This window comes from Bradyrhizobium sp. ISRA430, from assembly GCF_029909975.1.
Classification (GTDB): domain Bacteria; phylum Pseudomonadota; class Alphaproteobacteria; order Rhizobiales; family Xanthobacteraceae; genus Bradyrhizobium.
Genome location: NZ_CP094516.1, coordinates 5,425,131 through 5,450,614 on the forward strand (window position 1 = coordinate 5,425,131; position 25,484 = coordinate 5,450,614).

The following is a 25,484-nucleotide window of genomic DNA, read 5'->3' on the forward strand; positions in this document are numbered from 1 at the left end:
ATGGACTCGTGGAGAGTCCCCTCACCCGGAATTTGCCGTCGTAAATTCCGGCCTCTCCCCGCTTGCGGGGAGAGGCGAAGAACACACGAGTTCGCGTTTCTCGAACGCTTCCATCGATATGTTCGTCTGGATTTCTGGCCAGCCGCCGCCAACATGGCGCGACCCGGCAGAGCTTCGGCAAGAAAGCCACCGGGACCGGCGCCGCGAGATGCGCGCGCTTCACGGGGAGGACATCATGAGCGTCGTGGGCATCGACACCGGCTTTGAGCTCGACACGGCAGCCGCAGCGCCGGACGAGATCTCGCGACGGCTGGAAGCCATGCCGGCCTCCGCCTACGTCTGGCGCCTCATCATCCTGCTTTCGCTCGGCGGCTGCTTCGAGATCTACGACCTGTTCCTGACCGGCTATATCGCGCCGGGCCTGGGCCGCAGCGGGCTATTGACCACGACGACGCAGGCTTTCTTCGGCTTCTCCGGCATCGGCGCCTTCGTCGCCGCGACCTTTGCCGGCCTGTTCGTCGGCACCTTCTTCCTCGGCTTCCTCGCCGACCGCTTCGGACGGCGCGCGATCTTCACCTATGCGCTGCTCGGCTATTCCGCGGCGTCCGTCATCATGGCGTGCCAGACCTCCTCTGAAGGCCTCCTGTTCTGGCGCTTCCTTGCGGGCATCGGCATTGGCGTCGAGGTCATCACCATCGATGCCTACATCACCGAACTCGTGCCGAGCTGGATGCGCGGGCGCGCCTTTGCGGTGAACCAGGCGATCATGTTCATCGCGGTGCCCGTCGTCGCCTTTCTGGCCTGGTGGCTGGTGCCGCTCACGCCCTATGGGGTCGACGGCTGGCGCTGGGTGGTGCTGATTGGCGCGGCTGCCAGCATGATCATCTGGGTGCTGCGGCTGTTCCTGCCCGAAAGCCCGCTCTGGCTGGCGCGGCATGGCCGCAACGAGGAGGCCTTCCGCGTCCTGGCGACGCTGGAGGCGGCAGCCGGGAGTAGGACCGCATCGCGTCCAGGCACCATCCCGGCACACTCCGCGACGCCGCCGGTTGCGGCGGTGGGCTTCGCCGATCTGTTTCGTCCGCCTTACCTCTCGCTCGTCGTGCTGTTCATGGTGTTCAACCTCTGTCAGGCCTTCGGCTTCTACGGGTTCGCCAACTGGGTGCCGACGCTGCTGGTCGAGAAGGGCATCACCGTCACCAAGAGCCTGCAATATTCCTTCATCGTCGCCTTCGCCTATCCGATCGCGCCGCTATTGGCCGCTAGCTTTGCCGACAAATTCGAGCGGCGCTGGATCATCGCGGGCGCCTGCATCGCCATCATCGTCTTCGGCATGGCGTTCGCGCAGCTCAGCGCGCCGGCGCTGCTGATCGTCTGCGGCGTGTTGCTGACGGCCTGCAATACGACGATGTCCTACGCCTACCATGCCTATCAGACCGAAGTGTTCCCGACGCAGATCCGGGCGCGCGCCTCCGGTCTCGTCTATTCGATGAGCCGGCTCAGCGCGACATTCTCGGGCTTCATCGTCGCCTACATGCTGAAGGAGGGCGGCGTCATCGGCGTGTTCGGCCTGATCACTGCGGCGATGCTGATCGTGGTGATCGCGATGGCGTTGTTCGGTCCGAACGTGCGCGGCAAGCCGCTCGACGCGGCGTAGCCGCCACTTGGCTCGTCCCGTTCCGGCTCGATCGCGCTTTACGCCGCAGGCGGCGACGGATCAGCATCCCTTGCCGAAGCAGCTTCTCGTGTCTACCTCTCGCGGGTGGTTTCGTGAGAGGTACTCCCATGCTGGATGCCGCCGTCAAGGCGCTGTCGCAAATGATCTCGCCGCCGATGCGCTCGATCCTGTGGCGCTCGATCGGCGTTGCCCTGGTGCTGATCACCGTGCTGGCGATCGGCTTGCAGCGGCTATTGAGCTGGTTTGCGACCTATGGCGAGGTCTGGCTCGAAGGGCTGCTCGGCCCCGGCTGGCACTCTGCGCTCGAGGTGTTGTCCTGGATTGTCTCGATTGCCGCTGGCCTCGGCGTCGTGTTCGGCGGCATTCTCTTGATGCCTGCGATCACCTCGCTGGTGGCGAGCCTGTTCGTCGACGACGTCGCCGACCATGTCGAGCGCGAGCATTATCCCGCCGAGCGTCCCGGCGTCGCGCTGCCGTTCACGCTCGCGATCCACGAGGGCATCAAGACCGCGCTGCTCACGATTCTGGTCTATCTGATAGTGCTGCCCTTCGTGTTCCTGGCCGGTGCCGGCTTCTTGATCTTCTTTCTCGCCACCGCCTGGCTGCTCGGACGCGAATATTTCGAGCTCGCGGCGATGCGCTTCCGGTCACCGGAGGAAGCCAAGGCGATGCGGCGCGACAACGCGTCGACCATCTTCGCCGCCGGCCTGATCATCGCGGCCTTCGTCTCGATCCCGGTGGTCAATCTGGCGACGCCGATCTTCGGCATGGCCTTCATGGTCCACATGCACAAGCGGCTGTCGGGGTCGCGGCCCGAGCTGATCGAGCCGGCGCGCTCGATGCGGTGACGGCGACTCAGACCGTCTTCTCCGGCCAGCGGCAGAGATCGTTGATCAGGCACACCTCGCAGCGCGGCTTGCGCGCGAGGCAAGTATAGCGGCCGTGCAGGATCAACCAATGATGCGCATGCAACATGAACTCCGCCGGGATCACCTTTTCGAGACCGAGCTCGACCTCGAGCGGCGTCTTGCCGCGCGCAAGCCCGGTGCGGTTGCCGACGCGGAAGACATGGGTGTCGACCGCCATGGTGTGCTCGCCAAAGGCCATGTTGAGCACGACATTGGCGGTCTTGCGGCCCGCGCCGGGCAGCGACTCAATCCCGGCGCGCGTGCGCGGCACTTCGCCGCCGAACTCCGCCAGCAGCTTTGCCGACAGCGCGATCACATTCTTGGCCTTGGTGCGGTAGAGCCCGACGCTCTTGATGTAGTCGCGCAAGCGTTCCTCGCCGAGGTCGAGCATCTTCTGCGGGCTGTCGGCGACCTTGAACAATTCCCGTGTCGCCTTGTTGACTCCGGCGTCGGTCGCCTGCGCCGACAGCACGACGGCCACGAGCAGCGTAAAGGGATTGAGGTGCTCCAGCTCCCCCTTCGGCTCAGGATTGGCCTTGCGGAAACGGCTGAAGACCTCATGGATCTCCGCCGGCGTCCAGGGCTTTGCAGGTTTGGTTTTGGTGGCTTTGAGCGAGGACTTCGCAGGCCGCTTTGGCCCGCCAGTGGCTTTTTTTGCCTTTTTCTTCGGCACGGCCGGTTTGCGCGGAGCCGGCTTGCGGGTGATTTTCGCCATGATCGGGATATACTGAGAGACGATGAGCACAGGCAACGAAATTGAGCGCGAGAGCGAGCCGCTGATCTTTTCCGCGTTGCTGACCCCGCATCGCTCGCTTAACCGCACCGGCTTTCTCGCCGTGATGCTGTTCTTGAGCGTCGTCAGTTTTGCGACCGGCATCGTCTTTCTGATGATGGGCGCATGGCCGGTGCTCGGCTTCTTCGGCCTCGACGTGCTGGTGATCTGGTGGGCGTTCAAGGTCAATTTCCGCAGCGCGCGGGCGAGCGAGGAGATCGTCGTCACGCCGTCGGAATTGCGCGTGCGGCGCGTCAGCCATCGCGGCGATGTCGCCGAATGGGTGTTCAACCCGCTCTGGGTCCGCCTCGACCAGGATGTCGATGAGGAGTACGGCCTCGAACACCTCTATCTGATCTCGCGGGGCCGCTGCCTGTCCATCGGCGGGTTCCTCGGACCCGAGGAAAAGGCAAGCTTCGCCAAGGCCTTAATCCAGGCGCTGAACGCGGCCAGGCGCGGCCTGACCTACAATCCGGTCACCTGATTTGCGAGTCGGAAATCGGGTGGTTTCAAGCGGTCCGCTCTCCTACATTTCCGGTCATGATGACACTCGCCATACATGACCAGCGCCTGGCCAGGCCAGGCTCCCAGAACGCCGCACTACGCGACTATGATTCGGTGCGCCGGGCGATCGCCTTCATTTCGGAGAACTGGCGCGCACAGCCAACCATCGAGGCGATGGCGGATGCCGCGGGGGTCACGCCGGATGAACTGCACCATCTGTTCCGCCGCTGGGCCTCGATCACGCCGAAGGCCTTCATGCAGGCGCTCACCCTCGACCATGCCAAGAGCCTGCTCCGGGATTCCGCGAGCATCCTCGACGCGGCACTCGATTCCGGTCTGTCGGGGCCCGGCCGGCTGCACGACCTCTTCGTCACCCATGAGGCGATGTCGCCGGGCGAATGGAAGAATGGCGGCGCGGGCCTGACGTTGCGCTATGGCTTCCATCCCTCCCCCTTCGGCACCGCGATCGTGATCGCGACCGAGCGGGGATTGTCGGGCCTCGCTTTCGCCGATCCCGGTGAAGAGAACATCGCGCTTGCCGATATGACCCGGCGCTGGCCGAAGGCAACTTACGTCGAGGATCACGAAGGCACGGCGCCACTCGCCCAGCGCATCTTCGACCCAAACCTCTGGCGACCCGACCAGCCGCTTCGCGTCGTGCTGATCGGCACCGATTTCGAGGTGCGGGTGTGGGAGACGCTGCTCAAGATCCCGATGGGGCGCGCGGTGTCCTATTCCGACATCGCCTGCAACATCAACAATCCGAAGGCCTCGCGCGCCGTCGGCGCCGCCGTCGGCAAGAACCCGGTCTCGTTCGTCGTGCCCTGCCACCGCGCGCTCGGCAAGGGCGGTACGCTCACCGGCTATCACTGGGGCATCACCCGCAAGCAGGCGATGCTGGGCTGGGAAGCCGGGCGGCTTGGGGTGCAGTAGATCCACATCGTCGTCCCGGCGAAGGCCGGGACCCATACCGCGCGCTCTATCGGCGGCAGACTGTATAAGTCCGACGCGAAGACAGGATAACTGCAAGTCTTCGCTAAACTTCTTCCTGGGGTTATGGGTCCCGGCCTTCGCCGGGACGACGCTGAATGTTTGGCGCGACCTAACCGCACCTCACGCTATCGAGCTTACCCCGCCAGGTCCAGCTTCGATGCCACCGTCGAATCCGCGTTGAGGCGGTAGATGATCGGCACGCCGGTGGCGAGCTCGCGCTTCAGGATGCCCTCGGGCGAAAGCTTCTCCAGCACCATGATCAGCGCGCGCAGCGAGTTGCCGTGGGCGGCGACCAGCGTGCGCTTGCCGTTGAGCACGGCGGGCAGAATCTCCTGCACGTAATAGGGCAGCGCGCGCGCCAGCGTGTCCTTCAGGCTTTCGCCGCCGGGCGGCGACACGTCGTAGGAGCGGCGCCAGATGTGCACTTGTTCCTCGCCCCATTTCTTGCGCGCGTCGTCCTTGTTGAGGCCGGAGAGATCGCCATAGTCGCGCTCGTTCAGCGCGAGATCCTTGGCTGTGGGCAGGCCTTCCTGGCCGAGCTCGCCGAGGATGAGGTCGAGCGTGTGCTGCGCGCGGGTCAGCACCGAGGTGAAGGCAACGTCGAAGACGAGCCCCTGCGCCTTCAGCTTGCGACCCGCTTCCCTGGCTTCCGCCACACCCTGCTCGGTGAGATCGGGATCCTTCCACCCCGTGAACAGGTTCTTCAGATTCCATTCGCTCTGGCCGTGGCGCACGAGCACGAGGAGACGTTCGCTCATTGACTGCTTTCCGTTACTTATCTTCGTTCAGATGTCGGCAAGACCCAGCACGTCGGCCATCGAGTAGTGCCCCGGCTTCTTGCCGTGCGCCCAGAGTGCTGCTCTCAGCGCGCCATGGGCGAACAGCATGCGGTCTTCGGCATGATGCGACAGCGTCAGGCGCTCGAAGGCTCCAAGAAAGCTGACGCTGTGGTCGCCCGCCGCGGTGCCGCCACGCAAGGAGGCAAAGCCGATGTCGCCGGGACGCCGTGCACCGGTGATGCCGTCGCGGCCACGTGCCGAATGCTTATCGAGCGAGATGCCGCGGCCGGCCGCAGCGGCTTGGCCCAGCATCAGCGCCGTGCCCGAGGGCGCATCGACCTTCATGCGATGATGGGTTTCGACAATCTCGATGTCGAAGGTTTCGTCGAGCGCCTTGGCGACACGCTTGACCACGGCAGCGAGCAAATTGACGCCCAGGCTCATATTGCCGGACTGCACGACGACGGCGCGGTTGGTGACGCTCTTGATCACGGCGTTGTCGGAGGCCGAAAGCCCGGTCGTGCCGATGACATGCACGAGGCCGCGCTCGGCCGCGATCGCGACATTGGCGATGGTCGCCGCCGGCACAGTGAAATCGAGGATGCCGTCGGCATCCTTCGACATCGCCCAGAGGTCGGCGGAGAGTTGTATGCCATTGGCCGGCAGCCCTGCGAGCACGCCGGCGTCCTTGCCGAGCAGTTCCGAGCCCGGCGCTTCCAGCGCGCCGACCAGCACCGCGCCTTTGGTTTCGGCAATCGCCCGCGTCAACGCGCGACCCATCCGGCCGCCGGCTCCTGCAACAATCAAGCGCATGTCGGACATGGTGTGATCCTCTTCGGGGCCGTTGTAGCGGCGGGATGGAGTTCCGGCAACCGAGGGTCATGGACCCGTCATGCCCGGGCTTGTCCCGGGCATCCACAAAGAGCCGTACGTGGGCAAGAAGACGTGGATGGCAGGGACAAGCCCGGCCATGACGATAGCGCCGCCCTAGGGCTGCGGGCCGTCGTAGCCCTCGATGATGATGAGGTCGGCGAGGGAGTGCGGCTGGCGCACCTTGATGTTGGCCTGATATTCCGGCGAGTTGTAGCAGGCGATCGCGGTCTCGTAGTCCGGGAATTCGATCACCACGTTGCGGGTGCGGCTCTGGCCTTCGACGGTGGTGAACCTGCCGGCACGGACGACGAAGCGGCCGCCAAATTTCTTGAAGATCGGGCCGTTGGCGACGGCGTAGGGCTTGTAGCCCTCGTCATTGTGCACGTCGACGCGTCCGATCCAGTAGCCCTTTGCCATTGTTCTTCTCCCTGTTGTGGCTGTCGATCTGAGCATGATCTTGTCGGAAAGCCGTTACACGCTTCGCTAAAGCGATCCTTCGGATCCGGATCATGCTCTAGCCGAGTGCTTGCGCAATCTCGGCCTGGATTGCATCGGCCGTTGCCTTCGGATCAGCGGCCTCCACCACCGGCCGCCCGACGACGAGATAGTCGGCGCCCGCGGCAATCGCGCGCCCCGGCGTCATGATGCGCTTCTGGTCGCCGGTCGCCGAGCCTGCCGGCCTGATGCCGGGAGTGACGAGGTTCATCTGGTGGCCGACGATCTTGCGCAGGCTGCCCACTTCCTCCGGCGAGCAGATGAGACCGTCGATGCCGAGCACCTGCGCCTGCTGGGCGCGCGCTTCGACCAGCTCGGAGACGCCGAGCCGGTAGCCGGCGGCGTGCAGATCGTCCTCGTTGTAAGAGGTCAGCACCGTGACGGCGAGGATCTTCAGGCTCGAGTTGCGGCGGCCTTCGACGGCGCCCTTCATGGTCTGCGGATAGGCGTGCACGGTGAGGAAGGTCGCTCCTAACCTGGTGATGCTCTCGACGCCCTGCATCACCGTGTTGCCGATATCGTGCAGCTTGAGATCGAGGAAGACCTTCTTGCCCCTGTCGGCGAGCTTGCCGACCAGCGGCAGACCACCAGCATAAGCGAGCCGATAGCCGATCTTGTAAAAGGTGACGCTGTCGCCGAGCCGATTGACCATCGCCTCCGCAAGCTCAAGGCTCGGCAAATCGAGCGCGACGATCAAGCGGTCCTTGGGGGCGATTTCAGCAGGCGTCATGTCACCTCACATCATGCGTTGGGAAACGTCGATCAACTGCCGCACCATCTCCTTCAGCGCGTCGATGTCGGACTGGTTCTTCAGCCTGTCCATATCGTCATAGGCCTGGTCGGCAAAGGCGAGCGCGAGCTGGCCGGCGATCACATTGGCGTGGCAGGAGGTCAGGATCAGCCGCAACGCCCCAAGCGCGCGGGACGCGCCGAGCCGGCTCTGCGAAGCACCGGCAAGCGCAAACACCCGATGGCGGAATACGTCGCCGCGCGCCTCGTGCGGATCCTGCACGCGGCTGACCCAGTCGATCGCGTTCTTGAGCAGCGGAGGCACCGAGGCATTGTATTCGGGCGTGACGATCAGAACGCCCTGGTGTGCGCCGATCATGCGCTTGAGATTGATCGCGTGCTTGGGCACCCCTGACTCGCCATCGTAGATCGGCAGCGGAAAATCGGCGAGCGAGATGCGGGTGACGTCGACGCCGGCCTGGGCGAATTCGTAAGCCGCAACCGCCGCCAGTTTCGCGTTGTGCGAGCCGGTGCGCAGCGAGCCGGGAATGACGAGGATCTTGGGTGCGGGCATCCAATCAAACGCGTTCGGCGAAACGAGCCCGCCGCGCATAGAGGAAAGCCGGCGGAATTAATCCTTGCGATACACCCAGACGCGGGCCGGCGGAAGGTTCATCCAGATCCGTTCCGAGGCCTCTGTGGACACGCCGGGGAGCGATTTCGGAATCGGCGGCACAACCGCGTAGGTGAATTGCACGAAGGGCGCGCCGGGCGCCAACGCCGTGAAGGCGTCGCGAATGAGCCGCAGCCGCGTCAGCATCGGTTTGGTCACCAGCGGCAGGCCGGAGACGACCGCGGAAGCCGGCGTGCTCAGCACATTCCAGAGCGTGTCACGCAGGCGATAGGCGTCGCCCTGGACGACCTTGGCCTGCGGATAGCGGTCGCGCAGCAGCGCGCAGAAGCCGGGATTATATTCGACGAGGACGAGACGCTTCGGATCGACGCCGCGCTCGATCAGCGCCGAAGTGATGGCGCCGGTGCCTGGCCCGAGCTCGACCACCGGTCCGTCTGAATCGACGTCGACGTAATGGGCCATGGTCCGGGCCAGCAGCTTACCCGAAGGCATCACCGCACCCATATGCAGCGGCTTTTCGATCCACGATCGGAGAAAACGAACCTCGTCGTCGAGACGGGGCTTCTTCAACGCACGCGCGGACGATTGCAATGGCATGTCAGGACCGGACGGGACCGCGTCGCCGCGGCGTGTCAGAAAATGGTCATAAAGACGTATAGGCCGCGGGCGGTACGGTCAAGCCGAGTCAATTCGCTCGATTGCCGAAGAAGTCCTTGACCTTGGCGAAGAAACCCACCGATTCCGGATGGGTCGCACCGGAAGAGAGCTTCTCGAACTCGGCCAGCAATTCCTGCTGCTTCTTGGTGAGGTTCTGCGGGGTTTCGACCACGACCTGGACGTACATGTCGCCCATCTGGCGCGAGCGCAGCACCGGCATGCCTTTTGATGCAATGCGGAATCGGCGGCCGGACTGGGTCCCGGCCGGGACCTTCACCTTGGTCTTCCCCTTGTCGATGGTCGGGACCTCGAATTCGCCGCCAAGAGCGGCGGTCACCATCGAGATCGGCACGCGGCAATGCAGGTCGGCGCCGTCGCGCTGGAAGAACTGGTGCTGGGCCAGCGACAGGAAGATGTAGAGGTCGCCGGGCGGGCCGCCGCGAACGCCGGCCTCGCCTTCACCGGCGAGCCTGATCCGGGTGCCGTCCTCGACGCCCTGGGGAATGTTGACCGACAACGTCCGCTCGCGCGTGACCCGGCCCTGGCCCGCGCAGGACGGGCAGGCATCCTCGATCATCTGACCACGGCCCTGACAACCGGGACAGGTGCGCTCGAGCGTGAAGAAGCCCTGCGACTGGCGCACGCGTCCGGCGCCACCGCAGGTCGAGCAGGTCTTGGGCTTGGTGCCGGCCTTCGCGCCGGTGCCCGAGCAGGCCTCGCAGGTGACGGAGACCGGGATCTCGATCTGCGCCGTCTTGCCGCCGAAAGCTTCCTCGAGCGTGATCTCCATGTTGTAGCGGAGGTCGGCGCCACGTTCGCGGCCACCGCGGCCGCGCTGTCCGGCCATGCCGAACAAATCCTCGAAAATGTCGGAGAAAGAGGACGCAAAGCCCGCGCCGAAGCCGGCACCACCACCGCCGAAGCCGCCCTGCTCGAAGGCGGCATGACCGTAACGGTCATAGGCGGCGCGCTTGTCCTTGTCCTTGAGGACCTCGTAGGCCTCGTTGATCTCCTTGAACCGGACTTCGCTCGTCTCATCCCCGGGATTGCGGTCGGGATGGAATTTCATCGCCAGCTTGCGGAACGACGATTTCAGCTTGGACTCGTCAGCGTCGCGTTCGACTTCGAGGGTTTCGTAGTAGCAGCGCTTGGTGGACATGTCGGACTCGGTCTATCCAATCGCGATTCAAGTCGGAGCGAAACAGCGTCGCCACGCGACAATATAGGCAGCCTTCCGCCTTGCGGCAGAGGGCAGCACGGCGGTGTTCAGGATAACGGCTGGGAATTGATTGATCGTAACGGGGAGGCGCCCCGCCCGTCCCGACACGAAAGCCTCCCCCCTGAGGGGGGAGGCTGGTAGAGCGTGTGGGGTCCAAGCCGTCCGCATGATGACCCTCTAAGGGCTTCAGGCGGACTTCTTGTTGTTCTTGTCGTCGTCGACTTCGGTGAATTCCGCGTCGACCACGTCGTCCTTCGCAGCGTCCTTGGCCGCGTCGGCCTCGGCCTGCTGCTTGTACATGGCCTCGCCAAGCTTCATCGAGGCCTGGGCCAGCGTGTTGGTCTTGGCCTTGATCGCCTCGGCATCGTTGCCCTTCAGCGCTTCCTTGAGATCGCTGACGGCATCCTCGATCGCCCTGCGCTCGCTCTCGCCGACCTTCGAACCGTGCTCGGCCAGCGCCTTCTCGGTGGAGTGCACCAGCGCATCGGCATGGTTCTTGGCGTCGACGGCCTCGCGGCGCTGCTTGTCGGCCGCAGCGTTGGCTTCGGCGTCCTTGACCATCTTGTCGATGTCGGCTTCCGACAGGCCGCCGGAGGCCTGGATGCGGATCTGCTGCTCCTTGCCGGTTGCCTTGTCCTTGGCCGAGACGTTGACGATGCCGTTGGCATCGATGTCGAACGTCACCTCGATCTGCGGCATGCCGCGCGGGGCCGGCGGAATGCCCATCAGGTCGAACTGACCGAGCATCTTGTTGTCGGCCGCCATTTCACGCTCGCCCTGGAAGACGCGGATGGTGACCGCGTTCTGGTTGTCCTCGGCGGTCGAGAACACCTGGCTCTTCTTGGTCGGGATCGTGGTGTTGCGGTCGATGATTCGGGTGAACACGCCGCCGAGCGTCTCGATGCCCAACGACAGCGGGGTCACGTCGAGCAGCAGCACGTCCTTGACGTCGCCCTGGAGCACGCCGGCCTGGATCGCGGCACCGATCGCCACGACTTCGTCCGGGTTCACGCCCTTGTGCGGCTCCTTGCCGAACAACTGCTTCACGACTTCCTGAACCTTCGGCATGCGCGACATGCCGCCGACCAGAACCACTTCGCCGATCTCACCGGCGGTGACGCCGGCATCCTTCAGCGCCTTGCGGCAGGGCTCGACCGTCTTCTGGATGAGGTCGTCCACCAGCGCCTCGAACTTGGCGCGGGTGAGCTTCATCGTCAGATGCTTCGGGCCGGTCTGGTCCGCTGTGATGAAGGGCAGGTTGATCTCGGTCTGCGTCGTCGACGACAGCTCGATCTTGGCCTTTTCAGCGGCCTCCTTCAGGCGCTGCAGCGCGAGCTTGTCGTTGCGCAGGTTGATGCCCTGCTCCTTCTGGAACTCGTCGGCCAGATAGCCCACGAGGCGCATGTCAAAATCTTCGCCGCCGAGGAAGGTGTCGCCGTTGGTCGACTTCACCTCGAACACGCCGTCGCCGATTTCGAGAATGGAGATATCGAACGTGCCGCCGCCGAGGTCGTACACGGCGATCGTGCCGGCCTTGGTCTTGTCCAGACCGTAGGCGAGCGCAGCCGCGGTCGGCTCGTTGATGATGCGCAGCACTTCAAGGCCCGCGATCTTGCCGGCGTCCTTGGTCGCCTGGCGCTGGGCGTCGTTGAAGTAGGCGGGAACGGTGATGACGGCCTGGTCGACCTTCTGGCCGAGATGGGCTTCCGCGGTCTCCTTCATCTTCTGCAAGATGAACGCCGAGACCTGCGAAGGCGAATAGGTCTGACCGTCAGCCTCGACCCAGGCGTCGCCGTTGGAAGCTTTGACGATCTTGTACGGAACGAGCTTCTTGTCCTTCTCGACCATCGGGTCGTCGTAGCGGCGGCCGATAAGGCGCTTCACTGCGAAGAAGGTGCGCTCTGGATTGGTGACGGCCTGGCGCTTCGCAGGCTGGCCGACGAGTCGCTCGCCGTCATCCGTGACCGCGACGATCGAAGGCGTCGTGCGCATGCCTTCCGAATTCTCGATAACTTTGGCGTTCTTGCCGTCCATTACGGCGACGCACGAGTTCGTCGTGCCGAGGTCGATGCCAATGACCTTTCCCATGGTCCTGATATCCTTCTTTATTGCGGCAGGTTGGTTGGGCCCAGAAGGCACCCGATCCAAAACCCCCTAAGATCAAACATCCGCGATATTGCGATGGTTGAGGCTCATATAGGAGGGGGGGAGGGGCCCGCAAGGACCGAACGCAAGTTTCGGCCGTGAAAACATTGGGTTTTGGAAGATCATATCCGGGTGCCACCGGCCTTGCAGGTGAGGAATTATTAACAGGTCCTGCCCTCGGGGCAGGCTGTCGTCCGGCCCTGTTGCCGGAAGGCCAAACCCGCTAAAAGGCGGGCCGCGGGACCTGCTCGCCATCGAGGCGGCCTGACGCGACAAAGGGGCCCGGTCGCCCACCATCGAACGGCCTCAATGTGAACCAAGTAGAGTGCCCATGAAGCTCATTCGTCCCCTCGCCGCGCTCGCTTTTCTCGTCGCCTCGGCGCTTCCGGCCATTGCCGCCGATGCCGTGTTTCCGCCCGGACTGCGCCTCGGCATGGTGCCGTTGATCGGCCTCAACAAGGCCAAGACCTTTCCGGGCTTCGAGAACGAGGACGGCAGCGTCAAGGTGCTGATCACCGAGCTGCCGCCAGAGGCCTATGGCGAGGTCGTGAGCGCCTTCAACGCCAATCCTGCGGGTACCGGCGGCGTCAAGCAGGACAAGATCGAGACGCCCGCGGGCCTTGCCTATTTCACCACCGAGAGCGGTAAGGCCGGCGATACCCCGGTGAAGCGCTATTCAATGATCGTGCCGGGCGCCGGCTTCTCCGGCTATGTCGCCGTGCAGATCCCGGAAAACGCCACCAAGATCTACACGGACGAGGCAGTGCGGCAGATGTTTGCGAGCGCCGTCACCCGCAGGGAGGTGTCGATCGACGAGCAGATCGCGCTGATGCCGTTCAAGATCACCGATCTCGCCGACTTCAAGAATATCCGCACGCTGGCGCCCGGGGTCAGCATCATCCTCGCCGATGGCGATGAGAGCTCCGGCCTCGAGCCGAAGCCGTTCATGATCCTCGGCTTGATCGGCGCGACGCCGCAGCAGGCCGACGATCGCGCCCGCTTCGCCCAGGAAGCAGCGCTCCAGATCCCCGGCGTGCGCGAATCGCGCGTCACCATGTCCGAGCCGATCCGGATCAACGGCCAGCAGGGCTTTGAGACCCGGATCGACGGCGTCAGCGGCAAGGACAAGACCCCCGTAACGGTAGTGCAGTGGATCCGCTTCGGCGGCAGCACCTCGCTGCGCATCATCGCCAGCGCCCCGCGCGATCAGTGGTCGAGCGCCTTCACCCGCTTCCGCGCCGTGCGTGACGGCATCCAGCCGAAGGGCTAGGATTTCAGGGCCGGCAAGCTCAAGCGCTGGACAGAACCGGCTGCATTTTCGGGCTTCTGTTCGCGCATTGGCGGAACTACGCTTCTCCCTCGTTGAGTTCATCCTGGAGGGAGGCGAACGATGCTGGATCGGCGGCAAATCTTGGCGGCGCTGGGGACGACGGCGCTTGTGGCGCTCGCGTCACATCCGGCTTTGGCGGCGACATCGATCAAGCCGGATGAGGCGTCCGCGCTGCTCGTCATCGACGTGCAGAACTGCTTCCTGCCCGGCGGCAGCCTTGCCGTGAAGGAAGGCGAGCAGGTGGTGCCGGTCATCAACAGGATCGCGAAGGCGTTTGCCAACGTGGTGATGACGCAGGACTGGCACACGCCCGGCCACGTCTCGTTCGCCTCGGTCCATTCCGGCAAGAAGCCGTTCGAGACCATCGACCTGCCCTATGGCAAGCAGGTGCTGTGGCCGGATCATTGCGTGCAGGGCACCGACGGCGCCGCGCTCTCGAAGGACCTCTCGATCCCGCACGCCGAGCTGATCATCCGCAAGGGCTTTCACAAGGAGGTCGACAGCTACTCGGCCTTCCTCGAGGCCGACGGCAAGACCTCGACCGGACTCGCCGGCTATCTCAAAGGGCGCAAGATCAAGCGCGTCTTCGTTGCAGGCCTGGCGACCGATTTCTGCGTCGCCTGGACTGCCCTCGACGCGCGCAAGGCGGGCTTCGAGGTCTATGTCGTGGAGGACGCCTGCCGCGGCATCGATACGCAGGGCTCGCTCGCCAAAGCCTGGGCCGACATGGCCAAGGCCGGCGTGAAGCGGATTCAGTCGAGCGATATCGCGGTGAGCGCGTAGATCGCGCAACACTCTCAACCCTCATGGTGAGGAGGCGCGAAGCGCCGTCTCGTCAGGATGAAGGTCTGCGCCTGTACGCGTACGGGAAGCGCGGCTTACACCGCGCTATTTGGCTCGTTGTTGTTAGCCGCGGGCGCGGCTTTGGCTCCGCCCTTGGCGACACCGACCAGCGCCGGCCGCAGCACGCGTTCGCCAATCGTGTAGCCGGCCTGCACGACCTGCACCACCGTGCCTGATGGCACTGACGGATCGGGCACTTCGAACATCGCTTGCTGGAAATTCGGGTCGAACTTCTGGCCCTGCGGATCGAACTTCTTCACGCCGTGTTTTTCGAGCGCATTGAGCAGCGAGCGTTCGGTGAGCTCGACACCCTCGATCAGCGATTTCAGGCCGGGATCGGCATTGGCGCGGTCCTCGGCCGGAACTGCATCGAGCGCGCGCTGGAGGTTGTCGGCAATCTCGAGCACGTCTCGGGCGAAGCCGGTGATGCCATAGAGACGGGCATCCGCGACCTCCTTGGTGGTGCGCTTGCGCAGGTTCTCCATCTCCGCCAGCGTCCGCAGCATCCGGTCGCGCACCTCGGCCGCCTCCTTCTGCAACGTCTCGACCGAGCCTGGCTCGGGATCGTCGGGCATCACATAGGGCTTCGACACCACGGGCTCGCCGGTCGGCGTGGCCGTGTCTTCGGGTTGCCGGTCTTGATCGGTCATCGGCTGCTGTCTCGAACTCATCTCTAGGGATTTGTTGGCTGGGATATCGTGCCTCGGAGCACGAAAATCAAGCGCCCGTGATCGGCCGAAAACGGGGTCAGCCACCCAGCAGGCGGCTGACGATGCGGGCGGCGTAGTCCACGGTCGGGATCACGCGGGCATAATTCAGCCGCGTCGGCCCGATCACGCCCAAGACGCCGACGATGTGGCCGGCGGCATCCCGATAGGGTGAGATGATGGTGGACGAGCCGGACAACGAGAACAGCTTGTTCTCGCTTCCGATGAAGATCCGCACGCCCTCGGCGGTCTCGGCACGGCCCAAAAGGTCGATCACACCGCGCTTGGTCTCGAGGTCGTCGAACAACAGGCGCACGCGCTCAAGGTCCTCCAGCGCATGCAGATCTTCAAGCAGATTGGCGTGACCGCGCACGATGAGCTGGCGATCCTCGCTCTCGCCGCCGGACCAGCTCGCGATACCGGCCGAAATCACCTTCTGCGTCAGTTGATCGAGCTCGGCGCGGGCCTGCCCCAACGCGGTCTCGAGCTCGAGTCGCGCCTCCACCAGCGTCCGGCCCCGGATCCGCGCATTGAGGAAATTGCTGGCCTCGGTGAGCGCCGAGGATGGAACCCCGGGCGGCAGCGACAGCACGCGGTTTTCGACCTGGCCGTCCTCGCCGACCAGGACCACCAGCGCCCGCTCCGGTTCCAGGCGGACGAATTCGATGTGTTTCAGCCGCGCATTGGATTTCGGCGTCAGCACGACCGCGGCGGCCCGGGTGAGCCCCGACAGCCGCGTCAGCGCCTGGTCCAGCGCCGCCTCGACCGATTGGGCCTGGCCGACGGAGGCAAGCTGGCTCTGGATCGACTGCCGTTCGGCCTCGTTGAGCTCGCCGACCTGCATCAGGGCGTCGACGAAGAAGCGCAGGCCGAGTTCCGTCGGCAGCCGGCCGGCGGAGGTGTGCGGGGCGTAGATCAGGCCGAGCTGTTCGAGATCGGCCATCACATTGCGGACGGAGGCCGGCGACAGCGGAACCGCGATCAGCCGCGAAATATTGCGCGAGCCAACCGGCTCGCCGGTCGCGAGGTAGCTTTCGACAATTTGACGAAAGATGTCGCGGGAACGCTCGTTGAGCTGGGCAAGGCCTGCGCGCGGCGCGATCAGATGGATCGGATCGTGGTGGGCCACAGACGTTAACTCCTCTCAGATACTTGTAATTTGTCTATCCTTGATGGTTCTGACAAGCGCGGCGTTGAGCGGCGGATATCGGGGCGAAAAAACCTTGCCGCCCACCCTTCCCGCTCCTACAAGCACCGCGAACAGCCTTTTCCCGCGAGTTTTGGAGGATTTCCCATGCGGCCAAGCCGCCGTGCGCCCGACGAGTTGCGCCCCGTGACGTTGGAGCGCGGCGTGGTCAAATATGCGGAAGGCTCCTGCCTCGTGAGATTCGGCGACACCCATGTGCTGGTCACCGCCACGCTGGAGGACCGCCTGCCACCGTGGCTGAAGGGCCAGGGCCGCGGCTGGGTTACCGCCGAATACGGCATGCTGCCGCGAGCGACGCTGGAGCGCACCCGCCGCGAAGCCTCCGCCGGCAAGCAGAGCGGCCGCACCGTCGAGATCCAGCGCCTGATCGGCCGCTCGCTTCGCACCATCATCGACCTCGAAGCGCTCGGCGAGCGCCAGATCACGGTCGATTGCGACGTGCTCCAGGCCGACGGCGGCACGCGTACGGCGTCGATTACCGGCGCCTGGGTCGCGCTCGCCGATTGCGTCAACTGGATGAAGGCGCGCAACATGATCAAGGCGAATGTGCTGCGCGACAACGTCGCCGCGATTTCCTGCGGCATCTACAACGGCACGCCGGTTCTCGACCTCGACTATGCCGAGGATTCGGAGGCCGAGACCGACGCCAATTTCGTCATGACGGGCGATGGCCGCATCATCGAGGTACAGGGCACCGCGGAACGCGAGCCGTTCACGGAAACCGAGTTCCTGGCGCTGATGGCGCTGGCACGCAAGGGCGTCTCGCGCCTCGTGGACTTGCAGAAACTGGCAGTGGCGTAGTCAATAGGCCATGCACCGCCGAATCACCGGAAAGCTCGTCATCGCGACCCATAATCCCGGCAAGCTCGCCGAGATGCGCGAGCTCCTGGCGCCTCACGGTGTCGAGGCGGTCTCGGCCGGTGAGCTCGGCCTCACGGAGCCCGACGAGACCGGCCACGATTTCCGCAGCAATGCCGCGATCAAGGCAATAGCCGCAGCGCGGGCGGCCAAGCTGCCGGCTTTCGCCGACGATTCCGGTATCGTGGTCGACGCGCTCGATGGCGCGCCGGGCATTTACAGCGCACGCTGGGCCGGTCCGACCAAAGACTTCACCGCGGCGATGGCGCAGATCGAACGCCTGTTGCAGGAGCGCGGCGCGACCACGGCCGACAAGCGCACGGCACACTTCGTCTCCGCGCTCTGCGTCGCCTGGCCGGACGGTCATCTCGAGGAGGTCGAAGCGCGCGTCGACGGCACACTGGTGTGGCCACCGCGCGGCACAGCCGGCTTTGGCTATGATCCAATGTTCCTGCCCAACGGCTACAGCCGCACCTTCGGCGAGATGACCAGCATCGAAAAGCACGGCGTGCCGCCGCTCGGCCTTGGCCTGTCGCACCGTGCCCGCGCTTTCGTGAAACTGGCGGAGATCTGCCTTGAGACGCGCTAAGGAAGCCTTCGGCGTCTACGTGCACTGGCCGTTCTGTCTGTCGAAGTGCCCCTATTGCGATTTCAACAGCCACGTTCGCCACGTCGCGATCGACGAGGCGCGCTTCGCCGCGGCCTTCGCGCGCGAGATTGCGACCACCGCCGAGCGCGCGCCCGGCCGCGAGGTCACCTCGATCTTCCTCGGCGGCGGCACGCCGTCGCTCATGCAGCCGGCAACGGTCGGCGCTGTGCTCGATGCGATCGGCAAGCACTGGCACGTCGCGGGCGACGTTGAAGTCACCCTGGAAGCCAACCCCACCAGCGTCGAAGCCACACGCTTCGCCGGCTATCGTACCGCCGGCGTCAACCGCGTCTCGCTCGGCGTGCAGGCGCTCGACGATGCCTCGCTGAAAGCGCTGGGCCGCCTGCACAGCGCACGCGAGGCCCTCGATGCGGTCGCTATCGCGCGCCGCTCGTTCGACCGCTACTCCTTCGACCTGATCTACGCCCGCCCCGACCAGACGCCGGCGATGTGGGCTGATGAGCTTCGCCACGCCATCGATGAAGCGGCCGAGCATCTGTCGCTCTATCAATTGACGATCGAGGAAGGCACGCCCTTCTTCGGCCTGCACCAGGCCGGCAAATTGAAGACGCCGGACGAAGCGGTCGCGCGCGCGCTCTATGACGTGACGCAGGAGACCTGTGACAAGCTCGGCCTGCCCGCCTACGAGATCTCCAACCATGCGCGGCGTGGCGCGGAGTGCCGGCACAATCTCGTCTACTGGCGCGGCGAGGAATATGCCGGCATCGGTCCCGGCGCCCACGGCCGCATTGACATCGACGGCATCAGGCACGCGACGGCCACCGAGAAGCGTCCCGAAGCCTGGCTGATGCGGGTTGAAGGCACCGGTCACGGCGTCGTCACCGACGACCTCCTCAACAGCGAGGAGCGCGCCGACGAATTTTTGCTGATGGGATTGCGTCTCGCCGAAGGCATCGACCCCGATCGCTACACCGCGCTCTCCGGCCGGCCGCTCGATCCCCGCCGCATCGCGCTGCTCCGCGAGGAAGGCGCGATCACGGTCGATGCAACGGGGCGGCTGCGCGTCACGAGCAGCGGATTTCCCGTGCTGGATGCAGTGGTCGCAGATCTGGCGGCGTAGGCTGTTCGCCTCGCCCCGCTTGCGGGGAGAGGCCGGAATTCGCGCGAAGCGCGGATTCCGGGTGAGGGGACTCTCCGCGAGTCCAACTCTCACCGCCCTCGTGGAGATTCCCCCTCACCCCAACCCTCTCCCCGCAAGCGGGGCGAGGGAGCGCAGCGACATGCGCGGCGAGAGCTAAGCCCCAAAGCTCTTCGGCGAGCCCGCCACCGCGACGCCGCCGCCTGTTGTCACCTTCATCACCGCAAGCCCGCGTTCATTCGTGCCATCCGCGCGGAAGCGGAATAGGCCGTCGATGCCGGCAAAGCCGGAGGGGTTGGTGAGCACGTCGGACGAGAAGCGCGTGGTGCCTTGCGTGCGCGCGAGCGCCGCGACGAGGGCCACCGCGTCATAGGCGAGCGTTGCGGTGCGCACCGGCTCGCCGCCGAATTTGGTGCGGTACCGGCCAGAGAAGGCGCGGAAGCCCGCAGGATCCGGCGCGGCGTAGAGGCCGCCCTGGAGCGCGGCGCTGGCATAGACCCGCGGATTGTCCCAGAGGCCGGTGCCGAGAAGCTGGATGTTGCGCAGGTTGGCGCCGGCCGCGGTCAGCGCATCCGCGACCGCGACGACGGCATCGCCATCGTCGGCAATGAACAGCGCATCCGCACTGCCGAGCTGCTGCGCCACGTTGCGCGCCGGTGTCGCGCGATCGGAGCCGTATTTCTCGAAAGCAACGAGACGGCCGCCGCGCCGCGGCACCGCCGCCTTCAACGCCGCCTCGACGACATTGCCATAGGCATTCTCGGGCACGAGCGCGGCGACGGAACGCTTTCCGATGCTCGCGGAATATTCGATGATGCGATTGACGTCGGACTCCGGCAGGAAGCTGAGCAGATACACGCCGCGGCCGGCGATGCTGGAGTCGGTCGAGAACGCGATCACCGAGATGCCGCGGGCGCGCGCCACCTGCGCCACCGCCGGGACCGACTGCGCGAACAGCGGTCCCAGAATGATCTCGGCGCCTTCCTCGACCGCCTGCTGCGCGCCCTGTTGCGCGCCTTGCGGGCTACCGTTGTCGTCCTTGATCAGGAGCTGGATGTTGGGGTTCTGGAACTCAGCCAGCGCCATCTCGGCGGCGTTGCGCATGGATTGCGCGGCGAGCCCGGCATTGCCGGCGGCCGAGAGCGGCAGAATCAGGCCGACCTTCACCCCGCCGGTGCCGGCGGTCGTGGCCTGCTGTGGCGGGCCGGCGGGCCCAGCCGGAGGCGACGAACTGCTGGACGGATTGGAGAACTGGCTGAGGCTCTGCTGCACGCCCGTGCAGGCCGACAGCAGGGGCGCGCCGAGCAACAGGCCAAGCGCGCTCCGACGGGTCGCCCCCGGCAACCGGGGTCCTGGAATAGAAGACTGCTCCGACATTTCGGAAGAGAATTTGGGATAACGCGGGCCCACCATGGCAGCTCTTCTTTTGACCGGCCGCTTGCCGCCCAGTCAGAACCAGTCTTGCCGCGACCGAGGCCACGGATTTCTGTATATTCTCGACAATTAGTTAACCAAAACAAAAGGATAATAAACGCCTAACACAGCTCATCCCCCGTCTCGGCCAACTGTTCGCCGTCCGTCGCGCAGCATCAAGGCGGCATTTCCGCCGCGAATATGGCACCAGCGCTTTGTTCCTCTCGAATGTGATCCTGCACGGATCACATTCCCGTCCTGTCTCAGTCGCGATCTTTTTCGGAGGACTGGTTCCCAGCCCTTCGGATCATGCCTAAGTTCACCTCATTATGCGCGCAAAGCCGGTCCCGATAAATACGCCTGAAGGTGCGGTGGACTCCGCCGCGCGCGGTTTCTCTATCGACGCCCACCGCCTCGCCGCGCCAAAGGCGCCGCCCGGGCTGCACCTGGTCGCGACCCCCATAGGCAATCTCGGCGACATCACGCTGCGGGCGCTCGAAACCCTGGCCGGTGTCGATGTGATCGCCTGCGAGGACACCCGCATCACGCGGCGCCTGACCGAGCGCTACGCCATCGCCGCGCCGCTCAAGCCCTATCACGAACACAACGCGGAAGCTGCGCGCCCAAAAATCCTGGAGGCGCTGGCGCAAGGCGGCTCGGTCGCGCTGGTCTCCGACGCAGGCACGCCCCTGATCTCCGATCCCGGCTTCAAGCTGGTGCGCGAGGTCTGCGCCGTGGGCCACGCAGTGTACGCCCTGCCCGGCCCGTCCTCGGTGCTGGCGGCGCTGTCGGTCGCGGCCTTGCCGACGGACCGTTTCTTCTTCGAGGGCTTTCTGCCCGCCAAATCGGTAGCCCGGCGCACGCGGCTCACCGAGCTCGCCCGCATCGATGCGACGCTGGTGATGTTCGAATCCGGCAACCGCGTGCAGAACACGCTCGCGGACCTCGCCGAGATCATGGGCGGCCGCGAAGCCGCAATCTGTCGCGAACTGACCAAGTTGCACGAGGAGATCACGCGCGCCCCGCTGCGTGAGCTTGCGCGCGAGGCAGGCACGCTCGAAACGCGCGGCGAATTCGTGCTGGTGATCGGCCCGCCTGCCGCCGATGCCGAGGTGCTGACGGCGGATGCTCTCGACGACCTCCTGCGCGAGCAGCTCGCCACGCACAGCGTCAAGGATGCAGTGGCGCATGCGGTCGGGCTATCGGGCCGGCCGCGCCGCGAGGTCTATGCACGCGCCCTCGAGCTCGCCAGGGATCTGCGGGGCAAGGATATGCGGGGCGACGATGGCGAAGACTGAGGGGGCGAACACCAATGGTGCCACGCCGACGGAACTAAAAGTCGCCTCGCCCGAGCGCGTCGCCGCGTTCCGCACCGGCATCTCCGCGGAGAGTCGCGCCGCCGCCTATCTGATGGCAAAGGGCTACCGGATCCTGGCCAAGCGTTACCGCACACCACATGGCGAGATCGACATCGTGGCGCGACGACGCAATCTGGTCGCCTTCGTCGAGGTCAAGGCCCGCGCGAGCCTGGATGACGCCGCCTTCGCGGTGACGCCGCGCCAGCAGCAGCGCATCATCGATGCCGCACAGGGCTGGCTGGCCGCGCATCCCGAGCATGCCGAATTCGAATTGCGATTCGACGCCATGCTGATTGCGCCGAAACGACTTCCGCGCCATGTGTTGGCGGCATTCGACGCCTCGACCTGAAAGGCAGCCCATGAAACTGAACGTCGCCGTCCAGATGGACCCCATCGCCCGCATCAACGTCCGCGGGGATTCCACCTTCGCACTGCTGCTGGAGGCGCAGAAGCGCGGCCATGGCCTGTCCTATTACACGCCGGACAAGCTCTCGATGGTCGGCGCCGAGGTGGTGGCTCCGGTCCAGCTCCTGACCGTGCGCGACGAGCCCGGTGACCACTTCACCCTCGGCGAGCCCAAGCGCGAGGCGCTGAATGGCTTTGACGTGGTGTTGCTGCGCCAGGATCCGCCGTTCGACCTCGCTTACATCACCTCGACGCATTTCCTGGAGGGCATCCATCCGAAGACGCTGGTCGTCAACGATCCCGCCTCCGTGCGCAATGCGCCGGAAAAGCTGTTCGTGATGAATTTTCCGCAGTTGATGCCGCCGACACTGATCTCGCGCGATCTCGACGAGATCAACGCCTTTCGCGAGCAGCATGGCGCCGTGGTGATGAAGCCGCTGCACGGCCATGGCGGCGCGGCGGTGTTCCGCGTGATGCCGCAGGACATGAACTTCGGCTCGCTGTTCGACATGTTCTCGGTGACCTTCAAGGAGCCCTGGGTGATTCAGCAGTTCATCCCCGAGGTGAAGCACGGCGACAAGCGTATCATCCTGGTCAATGGCGAGTTTGCCGGCGCAGTGAACCGCGTTCCGGCCGCCGATGACCTTCGCTCCAACATGGTGCGAGGCGGCGCGGCGCAGGCGACCGACCTCACCCCGCGCGAGCGCGAGATCTGCGAGACGGTCGGACCGGCGCTGCGCGAACGCGGCCTCTTGTTCGTCGGCCTCGACGTGATCAACGACCGGCTCACCGAGATCAACGTGACTTCGCCCACCGGCATCCGCGCAATCGCGCGGCTCGGCGGCCCCGATGTGGCGGCGAAGATCTGGGACGTGATCGAGCAGAAGCGGAAGAAGTAACGCTTCAAGCAGCAAGCCGCACGCTACTCCCCAATGTCGTCCTGGCGAAAGCCAGGAGGTGGATTCACACTCGAAGTGCAACAGTTGGGAGAAGGCCTCCGCCGGGGTTCTGAAGTCAAGACATTTGCGCGGCGTGTTGTTGTAGGCGGCGATGGACTGGCGGAGGCGTCGGGTTGGGAGTTTTGCGAGGTCGGTCTTGCGCGGGATGAAGCGGCGCATCCGGCCGATGGCGTTCTCGATACCGCCCTTTTGCCAGGGCGCGTGGGGGGCGCAGAAGAAGGTCTTGATCAAGAGGCTCTGCAAGGAAAGGTGACCGGCGAACTCGGTGCCGTTGTCGAAGGTGACGGTCCGCCGCAGCGGCCGTGGCAGGGCTTTGAACAGGCGCACAAGGTGGCCTGCGACACCGGAGGCGAGCTTGCTTTCGAGACGGACGCCGACCAGGAGGCGGGAGGTGCGCTCGTGGACGGCCAGGATCGCCTGACCGTATTTGGAGAACATCATCAGGTCGGCCTCCCAATGGCCGTGGGTCTTGCGATCGGCGGCCTCGATCGGGCGCTGATCCAAGGAAACACGGCCCTCGATGAAGCTTGCGGGGCTTCCGCCGCGCCTGCCACGACGGCCGCGCTTGCTCTTGCCGCGCGGCAGATAGCGCCGCCAGGCGAAGTCCGTGGTTCGAGCGATCTGGGCATAGATGAAGCGATAGATGCTCTCGTGAGAGATCACCTTGCGCCCCCGTTCGCGCGCGAGCCGGCCGGCGACCTGCTCGGGGGACCAGCCGCGGCTGAGGCCTGCCAAGACCGTGCCGCGCAGGCCGGCGTCGTGCTCGAGGCGAGAGCCTTTCCAGCGCCGCGCCCGCGTCTGTTGCTCGGCGTAGCCTGGCTTGTAGCCGACCTGAACGCCCCGGTTGCGCTTCAGCTCCCGAGAGATCGTTGATGGCGAGCGATCCAGAGCTGCCGCGATTTGCCGGATCGAGCTGCCATTGGCTGAAAGTCTGGCAATCTCGCATCGGTCGTCCAACGATAGCTGTCCGTAAGTCCGCCCCATGGCAACACCCCCTGCTGGAAGTGTTGCACTTCGTTTGTGAACTCAGGGGACCCATTACTTCAGGGAGTGGTTTGACGCGCATTGATAACCGCGAGTCCCTGTAGTCACGACTGCCTGTGGTTATGGGTCCCGGCTTTCGCCAGGACGACACACCGGTAAGGTGGCTGCCTGCACCCGCTTCGGCGACGCGGCTTCGAACTTCGCAAATCCCTAACCACCCATTCACCATGACGCCTCGCGCCGCATCTGCGAGCGTCTGCTGCCGTGCGTGAATCTACGGAGTTCATGGCTCTCTTGAATAACGCGGCGTTCACCATCCGCCCAAAACCCGCACCGTGACCGGCCATCACATTCGGGCCCGCAACACCCCTTATACTTTTACTGCCTACTCATCGACGCGGGGGAACCCGCCACGTGCGGTTCGAGTGTCCCGCGTAAGAGTAGAAGCGTATGAATACCGCACGCATAGTCGTTCTCGTTATTGCGCTGGGCGCCGGTGGCGTCGCCGCGTATCTGGCAAGCGGCTACGACAACAAGCCCGCTCCGGCCCTCCCGGTGGCTGAGAAGCTGCCGACGGTCGAGGTCCTCGTCGCCAAGTCCGACATCCAGCTTGGCCAAGCCTTGAAGCCCGAGGATCTGCAGTGGCAGATCTGGCCGGCGGCGACGGCGAGCGGCGCCTTCATCCGCCGCGACAGCAGGCCCGAGGCGCAGAACCAGATCGCAGGTTCGATCGCGCGCGTGCCGCTGATGCAGGGCGAGCCGATCCGCGAGCAGAAGCTGGTGAAGGCCGAGGGCTCCGGCTTCATGGCCGCAATCCTGCCGACGGGCATGCGCGCCGTCTCCACCGAAATTTCAGCCGAGACTGGCGCCGGCGGCTTCATCCTGCCGAACGACCGCGTCGACATCATCCTGACGCGGCGCCTGAAGAATCCCGACGGCGCCAACGGCAACAACGGCCAGACCAACGGCAACGACCTCATCCTCTCCGAGATCATCCTGACCAACATCCGCGTGCTCGCGATCGATCAGGCGCCGAAAGAAAAGGACGGCCAGAACGCCGTCGTCGGCAAGACCGTGACGCTCGAGCTCAGGCCCGACCAGGCCGCCGCGCTCGCAGCCGCGCGCCAGGGCGGCACGCTGCAGCTTGCGCTGCGGAGCATCGTCGACGCCAACGCATCGGAGGTCTCACTCGAGGACCAGGCAATCAAGCGTCCCGGCGGCGTCAGCGTGATCCGCTACGGCGTGCCGGCGCGGCAATTAACGTCACAGAAGTGATGGGAACACCCAAG

25 protein-coding genes and 1 pseudogene are annotated in these 25,484 nt (G+C 65.1%); 13 read left to right on the forward strand and 13 right to left on the reverse strand.

The window, feature by feature from the left end:
* Positions 1-235 precede the first annotated feature (235 nt).
* Both MTX21_RS25730 and MTX21_RS25735 read left to right on the forward strand, forming a co-directional pair.
* On the forward strand, positions 236-1,654 hold the full coding sequence (locus MTX21_RS25730) for an MFS transporter (RefSeq protein ID WP_280967469.1): 1,419 nt from the start codon (positions 236-238) through the stop codon (positions 1,652-1,654).
* Positions 1,655-1,782: 128 nt separating this feature from the next.
* Positions 1,783-2,523 (forward strand): sulfate transporter family protein, encoded by a 741-nt coding sequence (locus MTX21_RS25735; protein ID WP_280967470.1) that lies wholly within the window; start codon positions 1,783-1,785, stop codon positions 2,521-2,523.
* Positions 2,524-2,530: 7 nt separating this feature from the next.
* Here MTX21_RS25735 and nth read toward each other — a convergent pair whose 3' ends face one another.
* Positions 2,531-3,298 (reverse strand): endonuclease III, encoded by a 768-nt coding sequence (gene nth / locus MTX21_RS25740; RefSeq protein ID WP_280967471.1) that lies wholly within the window; start codon positions 3,296-3,298, stop codon positions 2,531-2,533.
* A gap of 22 nt (positions 3,299-3,320) precedes the next feature.
* On the opposite strand from nth, the gene MTX21_RS25745 reads away from it, so the two are divergent.
* Positions 3,321-3,839, forward strand: a complete 519-nt coding sequence (locus tag MTX21_RS25745; RefSeq protein ID WP_280967472.1) for a DUF2244 domain-containing protein — start codon at positions 3,321-3,323, stop codon at positions 3,837-3,839.
* Positions 3,840-3,895: 56 nt separating this feature from the next.
* A complete protein-coding gene (locus MTX21_RS25750) occupies positions 3,896-4,792 on the forward strand; it encodes a bifunctional helix-turn-helix domain-containing protein/methylated-DNA--[protein]-cysteine S-methyltransferase (protein WP_280967473.1) in 897 nt (298 codons plus the stop codon).
* 194 nt (positions 4,793-4,986) lie between these two features.
* On the opposite strand, the gene MTX21_RS25755 is transcribed toward MTX21_RS25750, so the two are convergent.
* The 8 genes from MTX21_RS25755 to dnaK all read right to left on the reverse strand — a co-directional run bounded on the left by MTX21_RS25755 (position 4,987) and on the right by dnaK (position 12,326).
* Positions 4,987-5,610 (reverse strand): 2,3-bisphosphoglycerate-dependent phosphoglycerate mutase, encoded by a 624-nt coding sequence (locus MTX21_RS25755; protein WP_279373925.1) that lies wholly within the window; start codon positions 5,608-5,610, stop codon positions 4,987-4,989.
* 27 nt (positions 5,611-5,637) lie between these two features.
* Complete coding sequence (gene dapB, locus MTX21_RS25760; RefSeq protein WP_280967474.1) at positions 5,638-6,453, reverse strand: 4-hydroxy-tetrahydrodipicolinate reductase; 816 nt, start codon at positions 6,451-6,453, stop codon at positions 5,638-5,640.
* A gap of 165 nt (positions 6,454-6,618) precedes the next feature.
* Entirely contained in the window at positions 6,619-6,921 is a 303-nt protein-coding gene (locus tag MTX21_RS25765) for a DUF1330 domain-containing protein (protein WP_280967475.1), read from the reverse strand.
* Positions 6,922-7,018: 97 nt separating this feature from the next.
* Positions 7,019-7,729, reverse strand: coding sequence for an orotidine-5'-phosphate decarboxylase (gene pyrF / locus MTX21_RS25770; protein WP_280967476.1), 711 nt, complete (start codon positions 7,727-7,729; stop codon positions 7,019-7,021).
* A gap of 6 nt (positions 7,730-7,735) precedes the next feature.
* Positions 7,736-8,302 carry an NAD(P)H-dependent oxidoreductase gene (locus MTX21_RS25775; protein ID WP_280967477.1) on the reverse strand — a complete coding sequence of 189 codons (567 nt, stop codon included), beginning with the start codon at positions 8,300-8,302 and terminating at the stop codon, positions 7,736-7,738.
* 57 nt (positions 8,303-8,359) lie between these two features.
* Positions 8,360-8,959, reverse strand: coding sequence for an rRNA adenine N-6-methyltransferase family protein (locus MTX21_RS25780; RefSeq protein ID WP_280967478.1), 600 nt, complete (start codon positions 8,957-8,959; stop codon positions 8,360-8,362).
* A gap of 88 nt (positions 8,960-9,047) precedes the next feature.
* Entirely contained in the window at positions 9,048-10,178 is a 1,131-nt protein-coding gene (gene dnaJ / locus MTX21_RS25785; RefSeq protein ID WP_280967479.1) for a molecular chaperone DnaJ, read from the reverse strand.
* A gap of 246 nt (positions 10,179-10,424) precedes the next feature.
* Complete coding sequence (gene dnaK / locus MTX21_RS25790) at positions 10,425-12,326, reverse strand: molecular chaperone DnaK (protein WP_280967480.1); 1,902 nt, start codon at positions 12,324-12,326, stop codon at positions 10,425-10,427.
* A 388-nt stretch (positions 12,327-12,714) separates the two neighbouring features.
* Here dnaK and MTX21_RS25795 point away from each other — a divergent pair, with 388 nt between their 5' ends.
* Together MTX21_RS25795 and pncA are read left to right on the forward strand one after the other, a co-directional pair.
* Positions 12,715-13,653, forward strand: a complete 939-nt coding sequence (locus MTX21_RS25795) for a hypothetical protein (RefSeq protein WP_280967481.1) — start codon at positions 12,715-12,717, stop codon at positions 13,651-13,653.
* A gap of 120 nt (positions 13,654-13,773) precedes the next feature.
* Entirely contained in the window at positions 13,774-14,496 is a 723-nt protein-coding gene (gene pncA, locus MTX21_RS25800) for a bifunctional nicotinamidase/pyrazinamidase (RefSeq protein ID WP_280967482.1), read from the forward strand.
* Positions 14,497-14,591: 95 nt separating this feature from the next.
* Here pncA and grpE read toward each other — a convergent pair whose 3' ends face one another.
* Positions 14,592-15,227, reverse strand: coding sequence for a nucleotide exchange factor GrpE (grpE, locus tag MTX21_RS25805; protein WP_280971316.1), 636 nt, complete (start codon positions 15,225-15,227; stop codon positions 14,592-14,594).
* A 76-nt stretch (positions 15,228-15,303) separates the two neighbouring features.
* On the reverse strand, positions 15,304-16,392 hold the full coding sequence (gene hrcA / locus MTX21_RS25810; RefSeq protein WP_280967484.1) for a heat-inducible transcriptional repressor HrcA: 1,089 nt from the start codon (positions 16,390-16,392) through the stop codon (positions 15,304-15,306).
* A 165-nt stretch (positions 16,393-16,557) separates the two neighbouring features.
* On the opposite strand from hrcA, the gene rph reads away from it, so the two are divergent.
* The 3 genes from rph to hemW are packed head-to-tail and all read left to right on the forward strand — an operon-like array spanning position 16,558 to position 19,058.
* Positions 16,558-17,271, forward strand: a complete 714-nt coding sequence (gene rph, locus MTX21_RS25815; protein ID WP_280967485.1) for a ribonuclease PH — start codon at positions 16,558-16,560, stop codon at positions 17,269-17,271.
* A gap of 10 nt (positions 17,272-17,281) precedes the next feature.
* Entirely contained in the window at positions 17,282-17,917 is a 636-nt protein-coding gene (gene rdgB, locus MTX21_RS25820) for an RdgB/HAM1 family non-canonical purine NTP pyrophosphatase (RefSeq protein WP_280967486.1), read from the forward strand.
* Positions 17,904-19,058: a radical SAM family heme chaperone HemW gene (gene hemW, locus MTX21_RS25825; RefSeq protein ID WP_280967487.1), complete on the forward strand. Its 1,155-nt coding sequence runs from the start codon at positions 17,904-17,906 to the stop codon at positions 19,056-19,058. The genes rdgB and hemW overlap by 14 nt, the downstream gene beginning before the upstream one ends.
* 174 nt (positions 19,059-19,232) lie before the next feature.
* On the opposite strand, the gene MTX21_RS25830 is transcribed toward hemW, so the two are convergent.
* Positions 19,233-20,453 carry a penicillin-binding protein activator gene (locus MTX21_RS25830; protein WP_280971159.1) on the reverse strand — a complete coding sequence of 407 codons (1,221 nt, stop codon included), beginning with the start codon at positions 20,451-20,453 and terminating at the stop codon, positions 19,233-19,235.
* 365 nt (positions 20,454-20,818) lie between these two features.
* On the opposite strand from MTX21_RS25830, the gene rsmI reads away from it, so the two are divergent.
* From rsmI to gshB, 3 genes are read left to right on the forward strand one after another with little or no spacing between them, the layout of a single operon-like run.
* Positions 20,819-21,787, forward strand: a complete 969-nt coding sequence (gene rsmI, locus MTX21_RS25835) for a 16S rRNA (cytidine(1402)-2'-O)-methyltransferase (RefSeq protein WP_280967488.1) — start codon at positions 20,819-20,821, stop codon at positions 21,785-21,787.
* A complete protein-coding gene (locus MTX21_RS25840; protein WP_280967489.1) occupies positions 21,774-22,196 on the forward strand; it encodes a YraN family protein in 423 nt (140 codons plus the stop codon). The genes rsmI and MTX21_RS25840 overlap by 14 nt, the downstream gene beginning before the upstream one ends.
* Before the next feature lie 10 nt (positions 22,197-22,206).
* Complete coding sequence (gene gshB, locus MTX21_RS25845; protein WP_280967490.1) at positions 22,207-23,151, forward strand: glutathione synthase; 945 nt, start codon at positions 22,207-22,209, stop codon at positions 23,149-23,151.
* A 183-nt stretch (positions 23,152-23,334) separates the two neighbouring features.
* Here gshB and MTX21_RS25850 read toward each other — a convergent pair.
* Positions 23,335-24,195 (reverse strand): annotated as a pseudogene (locus tag MTX21_RS25850) (IS30 family transposase); the annotation flags it as partial.
* 450 nt (positions 24,196-24,645) lie between these two features.
* Here MTX21_RS25850 and cpaB point away from each other — a divergent pair.
* A complete protein-coding gene (gene cpaB / locus MTX21_RS25855) occupies positions 24,646-25,470 on the forward strand; it encodes a Flp pilus assembly protein CpaB (RefSeq protein ID WP_280967491.1) in 825 nt (274 codons plus the stop codon).
* Positions 25,471-25,484 lie beyond the last annotated feature (14 nt).